The organism is Brassicibacter mesophilus (assembly GCF_050433385.1).
In the GTDB taxonomy this organism is placed as follows: Bacteria; Bacillota; Clostridia; order Tissierellales; family Proteiniboraceae; genus Brassicibacter; species Brassicibacter mesophilus.
Genome location: NZ_JBNPXI010000006.1, coordinates 18,460 through 42,447, shown reverse-complemented (window position 1 = coordinate 42,447; position 23,988 = coordinate 18,460). Strand labels below are relative to the sequence as shown.

Below are 23,988 nucleotides of genomic sequence, written 5' to 3'. Positions count from 1 at the left end.
ACTATTTTAGCACTGACTATATTTGTATCCACATTAACATACACAATATATAAAATGCTCGCCTTCTTCAAACATGATTTCAAAATTATTAAATCCAGCTTCTTTAAGCAGCTTTTTTTGAGTTTCTAATGAAAATGGTATATCAATATGATAAAGCTTAATTTTTTTATCACCTATCTCGCTGAGTATTTTATCATATTTCTCTAACCAAAGCAGCTCATTTTCGCTAGACACCACATAGTCTCCTTCGATATACTTTCCATCTTCTTTTAAAGAACCTTTTATTTTTTTATATAGGGCACACTTATCTTCATATTTAAAATGGTGCATTGTCATAACTGAAACAACGTAGTCATACTTATTCATCTCAAATGGATGAGTTAAATAAGAGTTATTTATTATTGTTAATTGGTTTTTATAATCTTTATATTTATCATCAAGAAGCTTTAACATTCCTTCAGACAAATCAATACATGTTATTCTTGCATTTGGTACTTTCTTCAGTATTCCTTCTATTTCTAATCCAGTACCACAACCTAAATCTAATATTTCCACTATATCATTTGTTTCTACTATTCCGTCAGATATAGTGAGATAATACTCATTAAAAGAATTTATAGTTTCTTTCATATGTGAGTCATAAGTACCTGCTCTATTATTAAAAAAATCTGCCATCTCTTCAACCTTAACATTTTCTTGTTCACTCATAATACACATCTCCTTATACTTTATTAAAATAATATAACCTTAAAGATGTGTCATGTTCTTGCTATTATAACATAAAAAAATAAAAACCACAGGGATGTTATCCTACGGTCTCAAGAAAGCAATATAATAGCCTGAGGCTGTACAGAACTTATCCATTAAGTAATTACCTCGAAAGAAACACGACAAAAAAGCCTATATATCTAGGTCAAATCATCTTTCTAAGGTTAAAATAATTAGAAATATATTTCTAAATTAATTACTTAAGAATAAGTTTAAGCATGTATTTAAGCCTCCTTTTATTATTTATTCTAAATTTTAGCATAAAAAAGGACTTCTGTAAACAAACTAAATAAAAGAAAATGACTAAATACATTAATTTTAACTAATAATACATATTAAGAAAAAGCAAAGGGTGTTATCATGAAAAGAAAAAATACTATAAATGATATTTCAAATTCAAACATAAGTGAATTAAAGCTTTCAAAAAGTCTTGAACAAAACATTCAAATGTTCAAAAATATTTTTGTTAATGACGACACAATAAGATATAGAAATATAGAAAATAAAAATCAAAACAAGCTAAAGTGTTGCTTAATCTATGCTGATGGAATGGTAAATCAAGAGTTAGTAAATGAAGATATTATAAAGCCAATTATTAACGCTGACATAGACTATGTTGTATCATTTGATAAACTCTTAGATACTCTTTTAAAAAAAGAAATTATATCAAATGAAATAAAAAAAACATCCAACATTGATGAATTGATTGGGTCAGTGTTGTATGGTGATACGATTGTTTTGATTGACGGTATCGTAGAAGCATTGTTAATAGACACTAAGGGGTGGCAAACAAGAACAATAAATGAACCTTCATCCGAAAGAATTGTTAAAGGACCAAGAGAGGGATTCGTAGAGTCAATAGTAATAAACATATCCTTAATAAGAAGGAAAATACGAAATCCAAACTTAAAATTCAAAATGAGACAGCTAGGAAAGCAGACTAAAACCGATGTGTGTTATTGCTACATAGAAGGAATTGCAAATGAGAAAATTCTTAAGGAACTGGAAAGACGCCTTGACAAGATAGATATAGATGGAATTTTAGCATCAAATTACATAGATGAAATGATAAGAGATGCTCCATATTCACCGTTTGATACAGTAGGATATACTGAACGTCCAGATATTGTTGCAGCTAAATTACTTGAGGGAAGATTTGCTATTCTAGTAGACGGAACTCCTTCTGTATCAACTTTGCCATTTATATTTATGGAATATTTTCAGTCAAATGAAGATTATTATAATAACTATTTTTTTTCATCGTTTAACAGATTGTTAAGGTACATGTCATTCTTTTTTACTACTAGTATTCTTGCTATTTACGTTGCACTAGTTACATTTCACCAAGAAATGCTGCCTACACCATTGATTCTGAGTATAACCTCTGCTAGAGAAGGTGTACCATTTCCAACCATTGTGGAAGCATTTATGATGGTCATAGTTTTTGATATCCTTAGAGAAGCTGGAGTCAGGCTACCTGAACCAATTGGAGCTACAGTAAGTATTGTTGGAGCATTGATATTAGGTCAAGCGGCAGTCCAAGCAAGGTTTGTAAGTGCACCTATTGTAATTATTGTAGCGTTGACGGGAATTTCTGCATTTTTAGTTTATCCTTTAAAGGGTGCAGTAATAATAACAAGACTGGTATTGTTGCTATTGTCTGGTTTTTTAGGATTGTATGGATATATATTTGGAGTTATTGGACTTTTTATTCATTTGATGTCCATAAGATCCTTTGGAATTCCATATATGATTAATCTAGGCTCCATTAATAAACAGGATTTAAAAGATACTGCAATAAGAGCGCCTTGGTGGTATATGTACTATAGACCAAAGCTAATGGCAGATAGAAATCCTGTAAGAAAAGCTGATGCTGAAAATAATTCTTTAACTGACCAAAATCAGTAGAAGGGGAAAAGATAAATGAAGAATAGAAAAAAACTTCTTTTATTAATATTTACAATAGTATCAACTATCTTCATTATTACTGGATGCTGGAATTATAGAGAGGTAAATGAAATAGCCATAGCTACTGGTTTAGCTATAGATAAAGATAAAGAAAGTGAAAATTATATAGTTACAGTTGAAACAATATCTGCTAGAGGAGGGCAAGAGATGACTATGGAACCAGATGTTATCTCTGCTCAAGGCAAGACAGTTTTTGACGGGGTAAGAAATATAATTTTGAAATCTGGAAAAAAGCTTTATTGGAGCCATGCAAAAGTTATAATCATAAGTGAGGAAATAGCTAAAGAAGGTATAGTACCTGCATTAGACTTTGTATCTAGAGACGCTGAAGTTAGGGCAGATATTTGGATTCTGATTTCATTAGATAAAACAGCTGGAGATATATTACAAGGAAAAGATAAGATGCATGACACAATGTCATTCCATTTAGATGATTTATTAAAAAGTCAAGATAATATACCTAAATTCTATGCTGTTGATTTCTTGAGTTTTCTTGATGACTTATCAGAGCAAGGAATTTCTGCGACTATACCAACTACAAAAATGATTAAAAAGTGGGAAGAAATAGTACCAGAGGTTTATGGAACAGCAATATTTAAAGAGGATAAAATGATAGGCTGGATTGATGGACTAGAAACTAGGTCTATGCTTATTGTAAAAGACAAGATAAAAGATGGTGTAATTGTTATAACTAATGTTGCTGGTACAAAAACCGATGTAACACTTGAAATTTTTAATTGTAAAACTAAATTGAAACCAATTACAAATGGTGGCAATCTATCAATGAAAATAGATGTAAAAATGGAGGCTGGCATTGGTGGAATAGCTGGATATGATGATGTTGTTAGTAAAGATGGAAGAACAAAGCTTAAGAATCAAGCTCAAGCAGCAATAAAAAAAGAAATAATAGAGGTTATAACCAAAGTTCAAAAACAATACAAAAATGATATCTTTGGATTTGGAAATGCAATATACAGAGATGATCCACAGTTATGGAGAACTGTTAAGTCAGACTGGGAAAATATTTTTAGTGAGCTGCCAGTAGATATTAGTGTAGAGGTTACAATTAAAGGCAGCGGACTAACTTCAAAACCAATTAAGATAGGTGACTAAATATGGTAGTTATTTTAATAATTATAGCATATGGGATTATAGGTTTTTTTGAAATAGTACCACTTGTGAAGCAAAAACAAAAGAAAGAGCTAATTATATATTTAGCTACATTCACGTTTGCATTTGTGATAAGTATTTTATTAGGATTAGGAGTTAAAATACCTAGTCCTGCAAAGCCTATAGAGAGTGCAGTTAAAGCCGTGCTAGATGTTTTTACATCTAAATAATAATTTTGGATAATTTTCAGTAATATTTATAAAAGTATTTTATTGAAGAATTGTAGATAAAAAACTAAACTTCTTTTATTCATTTAAAGAAGTTAGTTTTAAAATTTTACATCAAAGACTTTCTCTTTTAATTATTGGAAGGATATTAGGGGATATGGTTATGAATAAAGAAAATATATCTGAAAAGCAGGCTATTTCTTTAATGGTATTATTTGTATTTGGAACTGCAGCCATTATAGTCACTGGTCTTGAAGCAAAAAATGACTTATGGATAGCCACTATAATTGCAATACTAGCTGCTGTTGGTATGGCATATATATATGCACAATTTAATCATGTTTTTCCCGGAAGAGATTTGTTTGACATATTTGAATATTGTTTTGGAAAAGTAGTAGGTAAGGTTTTTATAGCTCTATACATATGGTTTGGGATACACCTAGCAGCATTAGTATTAAGAGATTTAAGTGAGCTTTTTTTTATTACCGTAGGGAGTGAAACGCCAATATCAATTGTTATGATAGCCGTGGTAATTCTATCTATAGTTGCACTGAAACAAGGAATAGAGACCTTGGCACGGTTTAGTGAATTTTTTGTTATAATTTTGGTAGCTTTTTCATTTATTACTCTATTGATGCTAACACCAGATATGCACGTAAATCACATTTTTCCAATATTAGCAAATGGTATTAAACCAGTACTAAATGGTGCATTTAGCTCTTTTTCATTTCCATTTGCTGAAGTTGTTATATTTACAATGATTTTTTCAAATCTAAAATGGAAAAAAACTACCTATAAAGTATATGCTTCAGGTGTAGTTATACCTGGAGTGATATTATTAGTTATAGGTCTTGTAGACTTAATGGTAATAGGAACTGAGATAGCTTCTGGATATTATTATCCCACTTTTCTTACAGCTACCAAGATTAGCTTTAAAAGTTTTCTAGAACGTTTACAGATTATAATAGCGTTTTTATATGTCATAGGTGGATTTGTCAAGCTTAATATATGTATACTAGCTGCTAATCGAGGAATAAGTAAGATATTTAATTGTAGTGAGTATAGGTTTATTGTGGTTCCAGTTGGATTATTAGTATTTAATTTGTCTTATTCACTGTATGATGGGGCTATAGATTTTTATGAGTGGACTAGAGAAGTATGGAGATTTTATGCTTTTCCGTTTCAGGTTATTATTCCTATATTGATTTTTATCATTTTAAAAATAAAAATTAGAACAGGTAAGAAAATGACCATGTAACTGTAATAGAATTTGAAAATAAAAATTTAACAAAAAGCTTGAAATGAGAATAAATATCATATACAATAATATTGAAATGATACTTATTCTCATTTTTTTGTGAATAAAGAGGTACTTATTGGTATTGTAATCTATCAAATAAATATCTAGTTGTCGAGCTCTTTATTACAAATATGTACATAGAGAGTTAATTTTCAGCCTTTAAGTGATAATGATTATCAATACAAATAAAGGAGGACATTTTATGGACTGTTGCAATAATAAAAAATCATGGATAAAAAAGCTTTCATCTACACTATTAGGGACAGGAAACTGTCATGGTGAAGTAAATCAAAACACACAGGGGCTAGAAAAAGTAGCATTAGTAGGTAGCCCCAATGTTGGGAAAAGTGTTTTATTTAATAGATTAACTGGCGCATATGTAACTGTTTCAAACTATCCTGGTACAACTGTTGAAGTTTCTAGGGGAAAAGGAACAATTGGAGATAAGCAGTACGAGATAATCGATACTCCGGGCATGTATTCTCTTATGTGCATAACAGAAGAAGAAAAGGTTACAAGGGATTTACTTTTTAGAGAAACACCTAAAGCAGTAATTCACGTTATTGATGCTAAAAATATAAATAGAATGCTTCCTCTTACTATACAGTTAATAGAAGGAGGATTACCAGTAATTCTAGTTCTTAACATTATGGATGAAGCAGAAAGAATGGGTTTAAACATAGATATTGATGCACTTGAAAGAGAGTTAGATATACCTGTTATATCTACTATAGCTGCACTGAATAAAGGAATCGATAAACTTAAGGAAAGGGTAGATAAATATGTCAAGGCAGCTTAGTATTAATTATGATGACACAATTGAGAGTGCTATAACTAAAATATCTGAAAATCTTAAGTCAGACTATATGCTTTCAAAAGAATCCATAGCATTATTATTGCTACAAGAAGATGAAGACATTTTGGAAAGTGTTAAGATACGTGAAGGTAGTGGGTTCATTAAAATTAAAGATACTATAGATAATACTAAACAAAAATATGATAAACCACTTAGCTACATTATATCCTTATCAAGACAAAATGTAGTAGAAAACATAACAAAAAAGGTCGTTGCAGAGAAACCAAAAAAAGAAAGCAGCATATCTGAAGTATTGAGTAGGCTCACTATGAACCCTATAACAGGTATACCAATATTACTTTTAGTTGTATATTATGGACTGTACAAATTTGTTGGTGAATTTGGTGCAGGTACAGTAGTTGATTTTTTAGAAGCTAATATTTTCGAGAGCTTTATAAACCCTTGGATTAATAATGTAGTTAATTCTGTTATTCCTTGGAGCTGGCTGCAGGATCTAATTGCAAATGATTATGGTATTATTACTCTTGGAATTAGATATGCAGTAGCTATAGTTTTACCAATAGTAGGTGCCTTTTTCTTAGTGTTTTCAATTATTGAAGATAGTGGGTATCTTCCAAGACTTGCAATGTTAGTAGATAGAATATTTAAGAAAATTGGATTAAATGGACGTGCCGTTATTCCTATGGTGCTTGGCTTTGGATGTGACACTATGGCGACGATGGTAAGCAGAACATTGGAGACTAAGAGGGAAAGAGTTATAGCTACTTTACTTTTAGCTTTAGCAATACCATGTTCAGCACAGTTAGGCGTAATTATGGCATTATTATCTAATGCTGGAGGTGCACTATTTGTTTGGATGATATTTATAACTTTTGTATTTTTATTTATCGGATATCTTACATCTAAAATTATGCCTGGTGATAGACCGAACTTTTATATGGAGGTCCCACCGTTGAGACTTCCCAAATTGTCAAATGTTCTTTCAAAAACTTATACAAGAATGCAGTGGTACCTAGTTGAAATTATACCTTTATTTATATTTGCTAGTGTTTTAATATGGTTTGGAAATCTTACAGGTTTATTTGATGTTCTTATAAACTGGCTTACACCAGTGGTGAATTTAATTGGACTACCTGATCAAATTTCAGAAGTATTTTTATTTGGATTCTTTAGAAGAGACTACGGAGCAGCAGGATTATTTGATTTACAAAAAACAGGCTTATTGAATCCTAGACAGTTGGTTGTAGCAGCTTCTACACTGACGCTTTTTGTACCATGTGTTGCTCAGTTTGCTATGATGATTAAAGAACGTGGAACTAAGGTGGCTTTTGCTATGGGTGCATTTGTATTTGTGTTTTCATTTGCAGCAGGGTATGTGCTTAACTTAATCTTATCTGCATTAGGAGTATTAGCATGATAAAATGTAGCTTTTGTGGTCATGAATTTGAAGAGCATCAAAGCATAGCCGGATGTGCAAGCTGCCCTATGCACAAAAATTGTAACAAATATAAGTGTCCAAATTGCGGATATGAAATTCCTAAAGAACCTAAGTTGATAAGCATTTTAAAGAAGTGGAGGAAGAAAAATGTCTAATACTAATAAAGAATTTATTCTAACACCTATAACTAGTATAAAAAAGGGAGAAGAAGGTATAATAGCTGAGCTAAACACTAATGATAAGAGTATTCTAAGAAAGCTCATGGCTATGGGAATACTTCCAGGCATGAATTTAAAGATGATACAGACGTTTCCTTCATTTGTTTTTCAAGTAGGATACACACAGGTAGCTGTTGATAAAGAAATAGCATCAGTTATTTTGGTTGAAAAATAGAGATGTAACCTGCAATAAATCTATAAAAGTCGCTAATGATAAAACTATATATCATGTGCTTTCTAGTTTTGTGACATAGAATATTTATTTAAGTTGCAGAGATTTAGCATCAAAATTCCAGTAGTAATTTTATTATTACTGGAATTTTTATATGCAATTTTTGCAAATATTTGACATAAAAATAAGCTTGTGTTATCATACTGGTGTATTACACATATTGGAAATTAAGGAGGGTATTATGAAAAAACATCTAATTTTTCTATTAGTCTTTTTATTGGCTTTTTCAACTTTTGCAACTGTTTTTGCAGATGAAGGTATGAATGATCATCATGAAAAGAGTTTTCCAAGAGCTATTTCCTGCGGTGAATGTGGAAGAGGATCAATGCTTATGACTGACAGAGTATATCTTGGGCAAAAAACTAAATCATCTGATTGTTACTATAATGGTTGTATGATCATAGAATATTATGATGAATATAGAGAATTTTATAAGTGTAACTATTGTGGTACAAGGGAAGATGTAAAAACTGAGGAATTTGTAAAAAGTAAACACACATTAAATCATTAGATATTACTTTTTACATACAATAGTTAAATGGAATCTATTAAATAAAACTATCCAATATGTGTAATACGATTTTAAAAATAATAGGGGGAGGGTTATGTGAATAAGCGGAATCTTAAATTGCTTCGTAAACTGTCATATATACTAGTTATATGTATATTGATGGTAGGATGTGTTGGAGGCAGTTATACAGGAAATTTTGAAACTATTGAACATACGATAAATGGTCTTGAAGATTTAGACTATAGAGTTACAAATAGCAGTGCCAATTATCAGCTTGCTAATGAGCTGAAAACATATTTAAAAACTCTTGAAAATGAAAAAGCTAAGGTTCATACTCATGAATATAATATTAACATACCTAAAAAATATGAATTAATGCTTACATATAAAAATGACTCAATTTCATTAAATACTACAAATTCAATGATTATTTCAGTAAATGAAAAAGAAATAGCTACTAAAAAAGCAGTCTTAATAAACTCATTAGAAGAAATTAAAAATGATGAGAAATATATGTTTATTGCTTACAATTGGGATGATGTAAATAGAGCAAAGCTTTCTCCCAATATTTCAGTTATACTTTTGGTAGAAGATTCTGACAATAGTAAGAGTATAATAAAAGTAGATAATAATTCTCCTACATTTATTATTATAGACAGCATTCTTTCGGAAAGGCTTTCAGACTTTATAAATCATAAACTGTCTGTTGAAGTAGAGCTATCTTTTGAAAATATTCTTCTAGAAAACATATATATGACTTATAAGGGAAATAATAGTAAAAATGCAATTGTACTGACTGCCCATTACGATGCAATAGGAAGTACAAATGGAGTATTCTCTAAAGGAATCATAGATAATGGTAGTGGTGTAGCTCTTATTTTAGATATTTTACGTAAAAATATAAAAAACAATCATAATACAAACATGGACATAATTTTTTCTTTTGTGAACTCAGAGGAGCAAATGTATTCTGGTTTGTCAGGAAGTAGATTCTTTAAGCAGTACTTAAATGGAAATTATGATTATATATTAAATATAAATCTAGATTCCCTTGGCGAAAAGGATGTAGAAACGGTTTATTATGGAACATCAGGTAATATCAATAATGATTTAGTTGGAAAATATGTTCAAAATTCTTTAGGCAATGATTTTTCTATTAAAAAGGTAAATAACTACACTTCAGATAATATTAATTTTGAAAACTCTATATTTTTTTATAATTTTAATTATAATAACGATAAAGTTATTATTCATACTGAAAAGGACAATAAAAATAGTATAGATATTGATAAACTTCAAACTATAAGTGAAATGCTTTGGAAGTTTTTGCTTAATATGTCTAAATCGGAAATAGAAGATATAAAACAGGAAAAAGTAGAAAGACTTAGCTGTAGTATAAAAGCAGAAACCTATTATAATGATTTAAGTTTTGGACAATATGTATTTTATGATTGTGATATTGAACCTAACAAGGTGCATTTTTTTGTAAAGGATACATATCAACAGAAAATAAGAGACTTGACAAGTATTTCAGAAAATTTTTGTAAAGGACTAACTAACAAAAATAGTATATATGATATTTCTGTTAATTTTGACCTGCCAGAAATCCAATATGAAAATCAGCAACTGGGAGAAATTGGACATTATTTTGATAAAGTACCAGATTTACAATCATTAATTGACCAATATCCTATAAGTACCTTTACATTAATAAACTTTGAAGCTGATTCATACGAGGTTAGACATGTTTTTTCTGTACAAAAATATCCCATAGAGCAAAGTGTTATAATTGAACATTTGCAACAAGACTTTCCACAAGGAATGAAAGATCTATTAATAGTGAAAAAAAATGAAATGGATATTTATATGGGCTACGAACATAACGGTAAAATTATTAAATCAATTTTAAAAGATGATAAATATTTTTATGTATATAATTTTATTATATATAGTGGTGACTTATTATCTATGACATCAGATGACTTAACGAATTTTTTTGTACATAATGCTAAAGATGTTTTGAATGTATTTGAATTAATCTCGACTAATGCTTAGAAGAGAACGGAAATATTGGATTATTTTATAATTGTTTTTATTATATAAATCTTATAATTATACTATATTTTTATATTCATAAGTTATATAAATACAAAAACATGTTGAAAAATAATGATTTAAATGGTAATATATAAGTATATTTTGAGAAAGGAGTGGTGTTTTATGAAAAAGTCAATTGTTATGTCATTAAGTGTTTTTATAATTACTACTCCTAAGGTCGAATATTGTTTATAATTATTGACTAGTTCTGTCTGTTTGTAAACGCAACCCTTGGAGTAGTGCGTCAATTATTCTAAGGGTATTTTTATGCCCAAAACTATTACAAACAATATTTGGGAGGCAGATAAAGTGATACAAACAGATAGAATAACACTACAAGAATTAGGGTGGAATGAAACACTTCAGCAGGAATTTGATAGCATAAACAATGGATATAAAATCGGTAGAGTAGCAATAGAGCATAAAAACATGTATCGATTATATACATGTGATGGAGAAATATTAGCATCAATATCTGGAAAAATGAAGCACAATGCTATTGGAAGAGAAGATTATCCAGCAGTTGGTGATTGGGTAATTATTGATAAAACAAGGCAAGAGGAAGGAAATGCTGTTATACATGGAATTCTTTCGAGAAAAAGTAAATTTTCACGAAAGGTAGCAGGAAATGAAACTGAAGAACAGATTATTGCAGTAAATGTTGATACACTTTTCATTTGTATGTCTTTAAATAATGACTTCAATATTAGAAGACTCGAAAGATATTTGATTATGGCATGGGATAGTGAATCAGCTCCAGTAGTATTATTAACAAAGGCTGATTTATGTGACGAAATTGATAGGAAAATAAAAGAAATAGAATCAGTTGCATTCGGTGTTACTGTTCATGTGATTAGCTCAAAAAATAAAACAGGAGTAGATGAGTTAGCTCAGTATATCAGCAAGGGAAAGACAGTGGCCTTTCTAGGCTCTTCAGGAGTAGGAAAATCAACTTTGATAAATTTGATCATTGGTGAAGAAAGATTGCTTACACAAGAAATACGAGAAGATGATGATAAAGGAAAGCATACTACTACTCATAGAGAACTAATTCTTTTACCAGATGGAGGGCTAGTTATAGATACTCCTGGCATGAGAGAATTTCACATATTAGATTCTTCAGTGGGGCTGGAAAGTACTTTTGATGACATAGAAGAGCTTGCCTTAGCATGCAAATTTAATGATTGCAGTCATATGAATGAACCGGGATGTGCAGTACAAAGAGCTATAAAAGAAGGAGCACTTACAGAAAAAAGATTCAATAGTTATATAAAGCTGAAAAAAGAAGCTGAATTTATTGCTCGTAAAGGAAATAAAAAGGCACAAGCATCTCATAAGAAGGAGATGAAGAAATTCTTTAATAGTGTTAAAAATGCAAAGAAAATATAGCGCCCTATTTGGGGCGCTATTATTTACTCTATGTAAGATTTGATTATTTCAAATAGATCATCTGGAGTATCGGCTTGAACAATGTCTCCATCGACTAGTGCATAAGGCGACACTGCACAGTCATCACAAAATCCCATGCATGAATAGACCTCAATTTTAATATCTTCACATTCTTCCTCGAGTATTTCTAGTATTTGATCTGTTCCATAACCAAAATTATTTTCACAAAATCTAATTGTATGCATTGGAAAAATACCTCCTTATTGTTAGTAGAGTATTTACTGATTAGATATTTATCTATAGTATTACTTATGATGTGAAATCTATTCTTTAATGATATTATAAATAGATATAATAGTCTTATAATATTTTAAGATTTCATCGTAAGATAGTTCAAAGTCTGTGAACAGATGATCAGCGTACAGTGTGATTTTTTTAAATGATCTTTCATCTATATCATATTGCGACGAAGACAGGTAATTACTAATGCCATCGTCAAGTGCGTCTAATAAATTTACTAGAGTATGTAGCTTTTGAAGCATATACTGCTCCTTTATATTAAGCTCAATATCCGATTTTTTTATGGTCATTATTTTATTCTCCAAATTGACAAGTAAATTCTTGATAGGAGTGCTTCTTGAATAGTTCTTCATTTTTTTCCTCCTAATCAAATTATCATAATTTTTATAGTAGTTAGTATATTTTATTCTATCATTAGATTATAGTTACTGATTGGAGATAAGGAAAAGAAATTAACTCTCATTGCTTTATACAATAAATTATAACAGTTGAATAATGTAAGGAATAGTAATACAATATACAAATATATTTAATGAAAGTACGATTGATAATTAAAAATAGAAATTTATATTTATTAATTATTAGTGTATAATGTATTATGTATATTTTTTATAATCTAACAAGGGAGAGTGAAATAATGAACCTGTATATGATGAACAGAGGAGAGCAAGTAAAGTATATTACAGAGCTTGTTAAAGAAAAAAATGTGAGATTTATTGTACTTCAGATTGCAGATATACTTGGAACAGTAAAGAGTATAACTTTGCCGGTAAGCCAGTTAGATAAAATATTTAGAAATGAAATAATGTTTGATGGTTCTTCTATTGATGGATTTACACGTATAGAAGAATCTGATATGTATTTATATCCTGATTTATCAACATTTATTATACTCCCATGGGAAACACATAACGGATCAACAATTGCAAGGATAATATGTGATGTGTATATGCCTGATGGAAAGCCTTTTGAAGGATGCCCAAGATACGTATTAAAAAGAGCATTAGAAAGAGCTAAAGAGAAGGATTTAACATTTTATGTCGGACCAGAGCCAGAGTTCTATGTTTTTAGTGTAGATGAAAAAGGGAATCCAATATTAGATAACAATGATAAGGCAGGATATTTCGACATGGCTCCATTAGATAAAGGAGAAGATGTTAGAGAGGCAATTACAACAGCACTTGAAGGATTAGGATTTGAAGTTGAAGCATCCCATCATGAATGTGGTCCAGGACAGCATGAAATTGATTTTAAATACGCAGATGCTTTGAGGACAGCAGATAACATAATGACATTCAGATATGTGGTTAGAAGAATTGCTGACGAGATGGGATTATTCGCAAGCTTTATGCCAAAGCCAGTTGAAGGTATTGCAGGTTCAGGAATGCATTTAAATATGTCTCTCTTTAGAGGCGAGGAAAATATATTTTTCGATGCTAGTACTAAAAACCAATTAAGTGAAGATGCTATGTACTTTATAGGTGGATTGTTGACTCACATAAAAGGGTTTACAGCTATTACAAATCCACTTATCAATTCATATAAGCGCTTAGTACCTGGGTTTGAAGCACCAGTTTATATAGCTTGGTCAGAGAAAAACAGAAGTCCTCTAGTTAGAATACCAGCTAAGAGAGGGTTATCTACAAGAGTAGAGCTTAGAAATCCAGATCCATCCTGTAATCCATATTTAGCATTGGCAACAGCTCTCGTAGCAGGTCTTGATGGTATGGATAACAAAATAGAACCACCAGAACCTATAAATAAAAATATTTATGCAATGGATTCAGAAGAAAGACATGAAAATGACATTGATTCACTTCCAAAGAGCTTGTATGAAGCTGTTAAGGAACTTTCAAAAAATGAAGTAGTTAAAACTGCACTAGGGAAGCATGTTACAGGAAAGTTCATATCAGCAAAGCGTAAAGAATGGGATAAATATAGAGTTAAGGTTCATCAATGGGAAGTTGATGAATATTTAAGAGCATACTAAAGATAATAAGGCGACCTTTAAAGGTCGCCTTTACTGCTTTCTAATAAAGATATATGACATAAAAATCGATTTCGAATAAAGAATGTAAAACTTCCTATAAATCTTAATATACTAACTATAACTAAAGCTATAACTATGCCGTGTTTATCTTTGATAGCAACCCCTATAATTGGTGAAATAGAAGCTGAAATATTTATCAGTGTATTGTATATTGCTATGTAGACTGTTCTATTTTTATCAGGGGTAACATCTAACAGTATATTGAATAAAATTAGTGTTGTGCCTGCAGTTGAGATTCCGACAATAATATTAAAAAATACTAATGAAATTAAGTTTTTTGAAATAACATAAAAAAGAGGAGTTATTGCCATTCCTAAAGTTGCGACACTTAGTGCAAAGCTATTACCTTTTTTATCAGCAAATTTAGCCCAAATAGTATATGCAATTATAGATGATAGGCTAGATGCAATAGATATGGCACTTAGCCAAAGTTCATTTGCATTTAAGTATTTTATAGAGTAGATATTAAATAAAGGCCATCCCATTTGCCAGCCAAAATGAAATATTAAAGAGCATATGGCAAATATTAAGAAATTGTTTTGAGATGGTAGACTTTTGATAGTTTCTTTCAATGATACCACATAACTTTTATTAGTATTATTTTTTGTATGCTTAATCCCTCTCAGCTTAAAGAATGAAAAAACTTCTCCTTGAGCAATGATAAAAGCTATAACAAAGAAAAATTGATATAGTACTATAGCTTGTTCATTGTTTTGTGGAATTCTTGTTAAAAGTTGACCGGATAGAAAAGTAATTCCCATACCAAATATTGCTGAATATCTATTTCTCAGACCCATTGCTTGTCCACGAGTTCTCTCATCAAATATATCACCTATACAGGATTGATATCCCATAGTACTTATGGAACCTGGCAGATTCATTAGTCCTACAAGTATGACAAAAACCCAAGGCTGATGATGTTTTTCAACAAATGGTACTAAAGCTAATAATAGAAAAAAGACTTTGTGAGAAAACATTATTGAACCTGTTATAGTTTTTTTATTCTTAAAGCTATCAATAATGATTGCACCTGGAATGAGAACGAAAATGCTGACGGTAGCGGGTAATGATGATAGCAGGGCAATATGATAGTCGCTTGCTCCAAGTCTTCCAGCAAACTTTGCAAAATACGGAGTAACTAAGTTTAAAGCAATTATTGATGCTATACCATTTGCTATATTTATTCTTAGGTTATAATTAACAACTTTGCTTTTTAAAGCACTATCATTTCCCATCTCAAATCCCCCTTAGAGCAACAATTTCGTGACACTAAATATTATAACTTAATCTATCATTTTTTTCTATAGGGTCAAATTAAAGAAAATAAATAATTTTTTGATAAAGAAAAAAGACAGCCATAGGCTGTCTTTAGAAGGCTATCTATTATTGAGCTGGAACTAATAGCTTTTGGCCTGGGAAGATAAGATTTGGATTTTCTAAGCTATTAAACTTAGCAAGGGTTTCCCAAGTTAAGCCAAACTTCTTTGCTATTTTCCATAATACATCACCAGCAATAACTGTATAAGTATTACTAGTTGTTTCGGTTTGTTCAGGCATTTCAATAACAGTATTTGTATTTTCAACTTGTACTCTGTTATCTACTTTGATATTTTGTAGACCGTATTTCTGGATATATTCTATAACTACTTCATCTAATGCAGGATATTCTCCTAATAATTTACCATCAGCAAGCATTACATAATTATCTCCACCAGCTGCTAAGAAGTCATTGGTTGCAAGCTTATACATTTTATTTGGATCAATTGGCTTACCTGCTACTTTGACTTCAACTAATTTGTTTCCAGCTTCTTTATCTGGGTCAAATTTAAATGCCATTCCAGCAACATGCGGAAATGCTCCTGCTAACTCAGGATAAGAAGAAATACCATGCTCTAAAGCTTTAATTATGTTTTCGCCCTTAACTTCTTTTACTACTACGTAGTTACCAAATGGAAGTACTGTTATAACATCACCTTTTGTTATCTTGCCTGAATTTATAGAAGATCTGATGCCTCCACCATTTGTCAAGGCTATATCTGCGCCTGTAATACTTAGCATAGATTCAGTTATAAGGTTTCCAAGGTTTGTTTCACCAGCTCTAACTTTTTCTCTTGCACCAACAAGCTCGGTATTTGTTTCACCTATTTCAACTGAAGTAATCTTATTATTTTCTTCTTCTATAGCTTTTACTACTTCAAGAACCTCAGGATCTTCAGCTAATTCAACAGCATCTTCCTTTGCAAACAAGCTTGAATTCATTGCACTAATTTTACCATCAGCAAATGCTATTTTTACAATACCTAAGTTTTTGTTATAATCGCCAGTTTGAACTATTAAAGTGTCTTTAACTTTTAGTCCTTCTTTTAATGTAGTATGGCTATGACCATCAACTATTAAATCTATTCCTTCAACCTGTTCTGCTATTTTCTTAGTTGTAAATTCGCTGCTATCATCTAATCCGATATGTGTTAAAGCTATTATTATATCAGCTTTATCCTTAAGCTCTGTAACCATTTTTTTAGCTGTTTCAATAGGGTTTTCGAACTTTAATCCTTCAACATTTTTTGGATGAGTCATATATGTTGTGTCAGGTGTAGATAGACCAAATATTGCAATCTTGACACCACTTATATCTTTAATGACATAAGGATTAAGAAGTGTGGTTCCATCTTCTTTAACTACGTTTGAAGCTACTATTGGGAAGTTAGCCATAGTAGATAGTTCTACTAATCTATCTTGCCCATAGTTAAAGTCATGGTTACCAGGAGTCATTACATCGTAGCCTATCGTATTCATAAGCTTAACAATACTTTCACCTTTGGATATAGTTGCGATCGTCTGACCGTGAAGTACATCACCTGCATCAAGTACTAAAGTGTTAGGGTTTTTAGCTTTTATTTCTTTAATTTTTGTAGCAATTTTTGCAAAGCCCATACCATCGTAACTACCTTCTTTTACTCTTGCATGCATATCATTTGTGTGAAGTATTGTGATAGGAATAGGTATATTATTTTCTTTTAATAATTCATTTGAAAGCTTACCTTCTGAAACAAGTTCATATAGATTTAATGATTTTACATTTGGAGTTCTTCCATCAGGTGAAGTTGGAACTTGTATAGTTCCATCTTTAACCATTTGTATGACTTCATCTCTTAACGGGTTGTTCACATCTGCTCCTATTATTTCCCAGTTATTATCTACCTGCGGAGAAATAGAACCTTTTTCTTCAATATGTGTTTTAATATAGCTTCTTAATGATATAGGATCAGAATTGAAATATGGTTCGTTGCTTATAATACCCATATTTGTAAGTCCACTATATCTGTAATCATTTATAGCTAATTTGAATATTTGATCATCTCTTATAGACTCGCCCTTAAAAGTTAAATCTACAATTCTTTGTCCTACAGGCTTAGATATATCTACCTTATAATTTATACCTGCAAACATATCATAGTTGTAGCCTCTTATATCTGGATTGAAGCTTATAGTAACATCACCAGGTCTATATGTGTTGTAATAAGCTGCAGACCACTCCATATAGTTCTTAAGCTCTTTTCCAGTTACTTCAACGCCAACTAGTTTATTAGCATATTTATATATGTCAAAAATATTAGCATAGTTGATATTTCCTTTAGGTAGATTTGAATCATTTTTGAACAATGCAGCTGCAGCTACATCAGCACCTGTATACTTTAGTTGAACTTCATTTATTATGTCTATTACAGCTGTATCTCTTATTTGTGCTTCAGGAATACCAGGAACCTCACTTGCAGGGTGGAAGTCATCTGTAGCAGTCCCAATTGTATCTTTTAAGAAATCTAAAGTTGCATTATGATATTTTTGCGTAACGGCTATTGCTTCTTCTGATGGTTCATAATCTTCTATTTGTAATATTGTTGTCTTCTTATCAACAACTTTCCAGCTATCTCCGTTTTTTTGAAGAGTAATATCAAATCTTACTACCTCGTTTGCTTGCCCAGATTTAGCTGCCGGCGCACCAACAAGAACTCCATTTATAGTTTCGTTAACAGTGCTGTGATCATGACCTACTAAAAGAGCAGTTATTTCAGGTGCGTATTCAGCTATTTTTCTTGCTGAATCACTGCCATCTTCTTCGTGTCTGCTGTCTAATCCAGAGTGTGCTGAAGCAATTATTATATCAGCACCTTCTTGCTTAACAATCTCTACATATTTTTTAGCTTCCTCAGCCATATGCTTAAATTCTAAGTCGGTTACTCTAGGGCCATCCCACCTAGGAATACTAGGAACCGTAAAACCGATAATACCAACTTTTATTCCTGCTATTTCTTTTACTACATAAGGTTTTACGAAGTTTAATCCATCTGTTTTATTATATATGTTTGCAGAAAGAATAGGGAAATTAGCTTCTTTTATCACTTTATCAATTAGTTCTAGACCGAAGTTAAATTCATGATTTCCCAAAGTCATTGCATCGTATCCAACTGTATTCATTACATCCATCATTGGATTAGGCTTTTCAAGGTTAGTATTGTATAGGTCATCTGTCAATATGCTTCCTTGAATGGTATCGCCATTGTCAATTAGCAATGTGTTGGGATTTTCTGACTTCACTTGTTTAACTAGTGAGCGTATTCTTTCTAATCCTACATTGCCATAATCCTTATTGCTCTCATATGACCAGCTATTGAGTGCTCCGTGTATATCACTTGTACCTAATACAGTGATAGTAACTGTATCACTAGCAGCTGAAACTGTACTAGTAATCGGAGCTAATAGTAGCCCAAACACTAATGAAAGCGCCACTACAAAACTGAGTATTTTTTTGCTTTGTAGTTTCATTTAATTACCTCCTTTGAGTTTTATTTGAAAAATGTCTCTTTAATACTATTTCATATGTTTCAAGAAAACCCTTATTTTTAAGGGGGTATAATCAATTTATTTAGTATTTTGTATATTAACAATAAATACAATGTGTTAGAAATTATATCTAATAAATAAAACAAACTATATATTATCAATAATATCTAATGCTTGTGTAAAATATACTAATTTTATGTTAAAAAAATGCTATAATATAAATACTATTTTGATTTTTGGCAAGTTATTTATAATATAGTAGTAATATCCTATTTCTTTTATAAAATGTATTTAGTACAATTTTACTAGGGGGAGATGCAATGTTCTCTAAGGATATAGATATCGAATATAATATTTTATTAAAAAATAAAATACCACTTTTAATAAATGATGAAGTGTGGAAAAAGCTGTTTGGAGATATAGACGTAAAGTCAATAGTAAGTTGTAAAAAAGATTTAGAAACACTGGTTGAAAAGCAAAAAAAAGCTGATAAAGATTTGACATTAAAAAAGGTTGAGAAGAAAAAAGTAATGGCAAAGATATTAAAGCTATCTGATGTAATTAACAATGATAGTGTTATGGATAAGATTCCTGATGCAGTACAGCTTCTTGAGCAATGTCAAAAAGAAATATATGATATCAATGAAGAAATTGAGAAACTAACCTTCGAATCAGAAATGATTCCTAAGGAAGTAAAACAAGCAAATTTTAATTTGCTTAAAGCAACAATAAAATATGCCTACAAAGGATTAAAAGAGGATCAAAAGAACTTGGAGTCATTAAATGAGGAAATAGAAATTTACAGAGAAAAATTAAGAGATTCTATAGAAAAGAAAAATGATTTTGAAGAGAGAATAAATGCTATATATAGTTTTCTCCATAGTACTTTAGGCGGGAAAGAAATGGAAAAGCTTGATAATGATATGCTATATTAAAGGATGCTTATGCATTCTTTTTTTATTGCAGATTATGATATAATAGAGATGATAATAATGAAAATTATTAGTAATAAATGAGATAGAAAGAGATATTATTTATTGAAAGGATGTATTAATATTGTCTACGAAAATAATTATGCTCATATTGTTAATAATAAGCAGTACAGAAATATTTTTTAATTTTTTCACATTACCAATTGAGAAAGGTATAGGTATATTTATTAAAGGGTTTAAGTTTAATGAAAAGGTTAGTGCAGCTATAAAGCTAGTATTTGTAGCTGTATTTATGACAAGTGTGATTTATTTTATTGTTTTATCAGTAAAAGCTATAGCATTATGGTTAGGTATATCACTTGATAAAAGTATATTAGATATTTTTAGGTAGTAATAAGTCCTATAAACCGAGGGCTTATTTTTATATGAATGGGGTGTAATAATGATTAAAGGTTGTGGAATAGATATTATAGAAATAGAAAGAATTAAAGAAGTCATTGAAATTAATAGTAAGTTTATGACTAGGGTTTTTTGTGAGTCAGAAATAGCATACATAAATTCTAGAAAGAATAATATAAATACAATTGCTGGAATATTTGCAGCTAAAGAAGCTATAAGCAAAGCAATCGGCAGTGGAATAAGAGATTTTAAATGGACTGATATTGAAATATACCATGACAGCTTAGGGAAACCACTTGTGAAGCTTAATAGAAATGCAGAAAGAACAGCTAAGAATAAAGGAATAGATGCTATTTACCTATCCATAACTCATGATAAAGATAAAGCAGCTGCAATAGCTATAGCGGAGGGAAACGTGTTGTTTGAAAAGTTAAGTACGAAGCCTGTACGTAGTTTTCCTAAATCTATTACTGTAGTTGAAAAAGAATTTGTGCATGACAAATTACCTAAAAGAAAAAAAGATACTCATAAGGGAACATATGGACGAATAGGAATTATAGCCGGAAGTAAAGGAATGACAGGAGCAGTGTATCTATCGTCAATAGCATGTTTAAAGAGCGGTAGCGGGTTAGTTTATTCAATAGTACCTTCATCTATTAGTGACATATTAGAGATAAAACTTACAGAAGCGATAATAGTTCCTATAGAAGATAAGGGACGAGGATATTTTATAGAAGATTCTATTGAAAAGATACTTAATGAATCAAATAATTGTGACTGTATAGCTATAGGGCCTGGTATTGGAGTTGATGATGAAAGAATAGAAGTAGTTAGAAGTTTACTCTTATATGTAGATAAGCCAATCGTGCTAGATGCTGATGGATTAAATTGCATATCCTCAGATATAAATATAATTAAAAAAAGAAAGGCTAGCACAGTAGTAACACCTCATCCAGGAGAACTTTCAAGATTGTTAAATGTTGATATTAAGTATATACAGGCAAATAGAGTAAAATACTGTAAAATGGCTTCTGAAAAACTAGGAGTAATAACAGTACTAAAAGGAGCAGATTCAGTTATTTGCAGCGAAAATGGTGATGTATTTATAAATGAAACAGGAAATCCAGGCATGGCAACAGCTGGAAGTGGAGATGTTTTAACTGGAATGATTAGCAGTTTTATTGGTCAAGGGATTTCTCCATTACATGCTGCAGTGTGCGGAACTTATTTACATGGGTTATCTGGAGATATTGCAGTAGAAGACAAGGGAGAGTACGGATTAATAGCTACTGATATAGTTGCCAATATACCTTATGCAATTAAATATATTCAAACAAGCTAATATATTAAAAATTATAGAAATTCTTAGAACAAGAGAGTTTTTTGACAATATCTTAAATTATAGAGGGAGGGTTATATGAAAAAAAGTTTGGTTGGTTTATTTTTTATAATCATAGTTTTCCTTATACAGGGATGTAGCAAACCAACTGACGAAGAGATATATTATGAAATGCAAAAGACCATAAGCAATATTGAATCTTATAGATGTATCGCAGATGTTAAAGTTATTGGGAACAAAGCTCCAAGCTCATATAAGGCAAAACATATTTTTACAAATCCAAATAAATATGTAATAGAGATTTTGGAACCTGAAGAAAACAAGGGGAATATAACATTGTATGATGGAAATCAGGCTTGGATGTATAGCTCACATGTAGGAGAATCATTTTTATTAAAGGATTATCAACAGGCTAAAGAGGAGTATCTTTTTATTGGTTATTTTTTGAGAAATTTTATAACAACTGAAAAAGCGCAAGTATCTTTTGACAAAATAGAAGACAAAGAATTTATTGTATTAACTACTGAAATACCTGGTAATCATAAATATAGAAAATATGAAAAACTGTGGATTAATAAGTTAGGTTTTATTCCTTACAAACTTGTCGTGTTTGATAATAACAACAATGTTTCAGTTGAAGTAATATATAGTGAATTTAAATATGATGTAGATCTACCCGATGATCAGTTCAATATTAGAACGGGAATAGATATAATTAAAGGGTTATAAAATTATAGAAAAATATTAATTGATTAGTAATTGACAGTGGAGAAAATTAGGAATATTATGAAAATGGATAAGGTATTGAAGTAGTTTGTTAAATAATTTCACAAAGTGACATATTGAGAGTTGCAAAAGGGGGATTATGATGGATAGTTTGGAGAACGTCAGGCCAGTGTGGGCTGAGATAAACTTAGATAACTTAGCGCATAATATCAAAGAAGTTAGAAGAGTTGTAAACAAGGAGTCATTAATAACCGCTGTAATTAAAGCGGATGCATACGGACATGGTTCAGTTATGGCTGCCAAAATATTTCTTGAAAATGGTGCAGATAGATTAGCTGTAGCTACACTTTCAGAAGCTATTGAACTTAGAAATGCAGGTATTATGGCTGAAATATTAATATTAGGATATACTCCTGATTTTCAAGCTATAACAGCTATAGAAAATAATATAACACTTACTGTATATAACTATGAAAATGCATATTCCATCTCAAAAGCTGCAAAAAATATAAATAAAACTGCTAAAATACATATTAAAATAGATTCTGGTATGGGACGAATAGGGCTTAGAGCTGAAGATAGATCGTTAGAGGATATTCAAAAGATAAGTGAATTATCTAATGTGTTTATAGAGGGTATTTTTACTCATTTTGCAAAGGCTGATGAAATTAATAAAGAATTTACAAATAAACAGTTTAATCAGTTCAATATGATTATAAATGCAATTGAGTCAAGAGGAATAAAAATTCCAATTAAACATGCTTCAAATAGCGCAGCTATCATAGATTTACCTGAGTACAATCTTGATATGGTTCGGGCAGGTATTATGTTATATGGACTTTATCCATCTAATGAAGTGTTGAAAGATAGAGTAAATCTTAAGCCTAGTATGATATTGAAAACTAAAATATCTAATGTTAAATCAGTTCCTAAAGGTACAGGTATTAGCTATGGACACATACATATAACACAACAAGACTCGATAATAGGCACAATTCCAATCGGATATGCAGATGGATTTACTAGAATGCTAATTAATAAAGCTGACGTAGGAATAAAAGATAGTAGAGCTAAAGTTGTAGGGAGAATATGTATGGATCAATGTATGATAGATGTTACTGATATTACTGATGTTAAAATTGATGATGAAGTAATAATTTTTGGTGACGGAAGAAATAATAGTCCTCATATAGATGAAGTTGCACAAAAACTTGGAACTATTAATTATGAAATAGTGTGTATGGTTAGTAGAAGAGTACCGAGGGTTTATATAAAGAGTGGAGAAATAGTAAAAATTAACGATTATTTACTAAAATAAATTTTTT

Annotated in this window: 22 protein-coding genes; 17 read left to right on the top strand and 5 right to left on the bottom strand. The window is 30.6% G+C overall.

Annotated elements, in window-relative coordinates:
* Positions 1–33: 33 nt before the first annotated feature.
* Positions 34–708, bottom strand: a complete 675-nt coding sequence (locus tag HNR33_RS08685) for a class I SAM-dependent methyltransferase (RefSeq protein WP_429082397.1) — start codon at positions 706–708, stop codon at positions 34–36.
* 420 nt (positions 709–1,128) lie between these two features.
* Here HNR33_RS08685 and HNR33_RS08680 point away from each other — a divergent pair, with 420 nt between their 5' ends.
* From HNR33_RS08680 to rsgA, 11 genes are all read left to right on the top strand, one after another.
* Complete coding sequence (locus HNR33_RS08680) at positions 1,129–2,676, top strand: spore germination protein (protein ID WP_429082394.1); 1,548 nt, start codon at positions 1,129–1,131, stop codon at positions 2,674–2,676.
* Positions 2,677–2,691: 15 nt separating this feature from the next.
* Complete coding sequence (locus tag HNR33_RS08675; RefSeq protein ID WP_429082392.1) at positions 2,692–3,849, top strand: Ger(x)C family spore germination protein; 1,158 nt, start codon at positions 2,692–2,694, stop codon at positions 3,847–3,849.
* Positions 3,850–3,851: 2 nt separating this feature from the next.
* A complete protein-coding gene (locus HNR33_RS08670) occupies positions 3,852–4,076 on the top strand; it encodes a hypothetical protein (protein ID WP_429082390.1) in 225 nt (74 codons plus the stop codon).
* 160 nt (positions 4,077–4,236) lie between these two features.
* A complete protein-coding gene (locus HNR33_RS08665) occupies positions 4,237–5,331 on the top strand; it encodes a GerAB/ArcD/ProY family transporter (RefSeq protein ID WP_429082388.1) in 1,095 nt (364 codons plus the stop codon).
* A 244-nt stretch (positions 5,332–5,575) separates the two neighbouring features.
* Positions 5,576–6,172, top strand: coding sequence for a FeoB small GTPase domain-containing protein (locus HNR33_RS08660; protein WP_429082386.1), 597 nt, complete (start codon positions 5,576–5,578; stop codon positions 6,170–6,172).
* The gene (locus HNR33_RS08655) at positions 6,156–7,607 is read left to right on the top strand and encodes a nucleoside recognition domain-containing protein (RefSeq protein WP_429082385.1); all 1,452 of its coding nucleotides are present in this window, start codon (positions 6,156–6,158) and stop codon (positions 7,605–7,607) included. The genes HNR33_RS08660 and HNR33_RS08655 overlap by 17 nt, the downstream gene beginning before the upstream one ends.
* A complete protein-coding gene (locus tag HNR33_RS08650) occupies positions 7,604–7,783 on the top strand; it encodes a hypothetical protein (RefSeq protein ID WP_429082383.1) in 180 nt (59 codons plus the stop codon). The genes HNR33_RS08655 and HNR33_RS08650 overlap by 4 nt, the downstream gene beginning before the upstream one ends.
* Complete coding sequence (locus tag HNR33_RS08645; protein WP_429082381.1) at positions 7,776–8,021, top strand: FeoA family protein; 246 nt, start codon at positions 7,776–7,778, stop codon at positions 8,019–8,021. Before HNR33_RS08650 ends, HNR33_RS08645 begins: the two co-directional genes overlap by 8 nt.
* A 238-nt stretch (positions 8,022–8,259) precedes the next feature.
* On the top strand, positions 8,260–8,589 hold the full coding sequence (locus HNR33_RS08640; RefSeq protein ID WP_429082379.1) for a hypothetical protein: 330 nt from the start codon (positions 8,260–8,262) through the stop codon (positions 8,587–8,589).
* 96 nt (positions 8,590–8,685) lie between these two features.
* Positions 8,686–10,644, top strand: a complete 1,959-nt coding sequence (locus HNR33_RS08635) for a M28 family metallopeptidase (protein WP_429082377.1) — start codon at positions 8,686–8,688, stop codon at positions 10,642–10,644.
* A gap of 351 nt (positions 10,645–10,995) precedes the next feature.
* On the top strand, positions 10,996–12,075 hold the full coding sequence (gene rsgA / locus HNR33_RS08630; protein WP_429082375.1) for a ribosome small subunit-dependent GTPase A: 1,080 nt from the start codon (positions 10,996–10,998) through the stop codon (positions 12,073–12,075).
* A 23-nt stretch (positions 12,076–12,098) separates the two neighbouring features.
* Here the strand turns inward: rsgA and HNR33_RS08625 are convergent, their stop codons facing one another.
* Together HNR33_RS08625 and HNR33_RS08620 are read right to left on the bottom strand one after the other, a co-directional pair.
* On the bottom strand, positions 12,099–12,320 hold the full coding sequence (locus HNR33_RS08625) for a YuzB family protein (protein WP_429082374.1): 222 nt from the start codon (positions 12,318–12,320) through the stop codon (positions 12,099–12,101).
* A 78-nt stretch (positions 12,321–12,398) separates the two neighbouring features.
* Entirely contained in the window at positions 12,399–12,728 is a 330-nt protein-coding gene (locus HNR33_RS08620) for a hypothetical protein (RefSeq protein WP_429082372.1), read from the bottom strand.
* 296 nt (positions 12,729–13,024) lie between these two features.
* On the opposite strand from HNR33_RS08620, the gene glnA reads away from it, so the two are divergent.
* Entirely contained in the window at positions 13,025–14,365 is a 1,341-nt protein-coding gene (gene glnA / locus HNR33_RS08615; RefSeq protein WP_429082369.1) for a type I glutamate--ammonia ligase, read from the top strand.
* 17 nt (positions 14,366–14,382) lie between these two features.
* On the opposite strand, the gene HNR33_RS08610 is transcribed toward glnA, so the two are convergent.
* Complete coding sequence (locus tag HNR33_RS08610; protein WP_429082366.1) at positions 14,383–15,660, bottom strand: MFS transporter; 1,278 nt, start codon at positions 15,658–15,660, stop codon at positions 14,383–14,385.
* Positions 15,661–15,808: 148 nt separating this feature from the next.
* On the bottom strand, positions 15,809–19,249 hold the full coding sequence (locus HNR33_RS08605; protein ID WP_429082364.1) for a 5'-nucleotidase C-terminal domain-containing protein: 3,441 nt from the start codon (positions 19,247–19,249) through the stop codon (positions 15,809–15,811).
* Between the two features lie 338 nt (positions 19,250–19,587).
* Here HNR33_RS08605 and HNR33_RS08600 point away from each other — a divergent pair, with 338 nt between their 5' ends.
* The 5 genes from HNR33_RS08600 (at position 19,588) to alr (ending at position 23,981) form a co-directional block, all read left to right on the top strand.
* Positions 19,588–20,202: a hypothetical protein gene (locus HNR33_RS08600; RefSeq protein WP_429082361.1), complete on the top strand. Its 615-nt coding sequence runs from the start codon at positions 19,588–19,590 to the stop codon at positions 20,200–20,202.
* Between the two features lie 121 nt (positions 20,203–20,323).
* Positions 20,324–20,590, top strand: a complete 267-nt coding sequence (locus HNR33_RS08595; RefSeq protein WP_429082359.1) for a hypothetical protein — start codon at positions 20,324–20,326, stop codon at positions 20,588–20,590.
* A 51-nt stretch (positions 20,591–20,641) separates the two neighbouring features.
* A complete protein-coding gene (locus HNR33_RS08590) occupies positions 20,642–21,940 on the top strand; it encodes an NAD(P)H-hydrate dehydratase (RefSeq protein ID WP_429082356.1) in 1,299 nt (432 codons plus the stop codon).
* Between the two features lie 75 nt (positions 21,941–22,015).
* Entirely contained in the window at positions 22,016–22,666 is a 651-nt protein-coding gene (locus tag HNR33_RS08585) for a LolA family protein (protein ID WP_429082354.1), read from the top strand.
* A 139-nt stretch (positions 22,667–22,805) separates the two neighbouring features.
* Positions 22,806–23,981 carry an alanine racemase gene (alr, locus tag HNR33_RS08580; protein WP_429082351.1) on the top strand — a complete coding sequence of 392 codons (1,176 nt, stop codon included), beginning with the start codon at positions 22,806–22,808 and terminating at the stop codon, positions 23,979–23,981.
* The last annotated feature ends 7 nt before the right edge of the window (positions 23,982–23,988 follow it).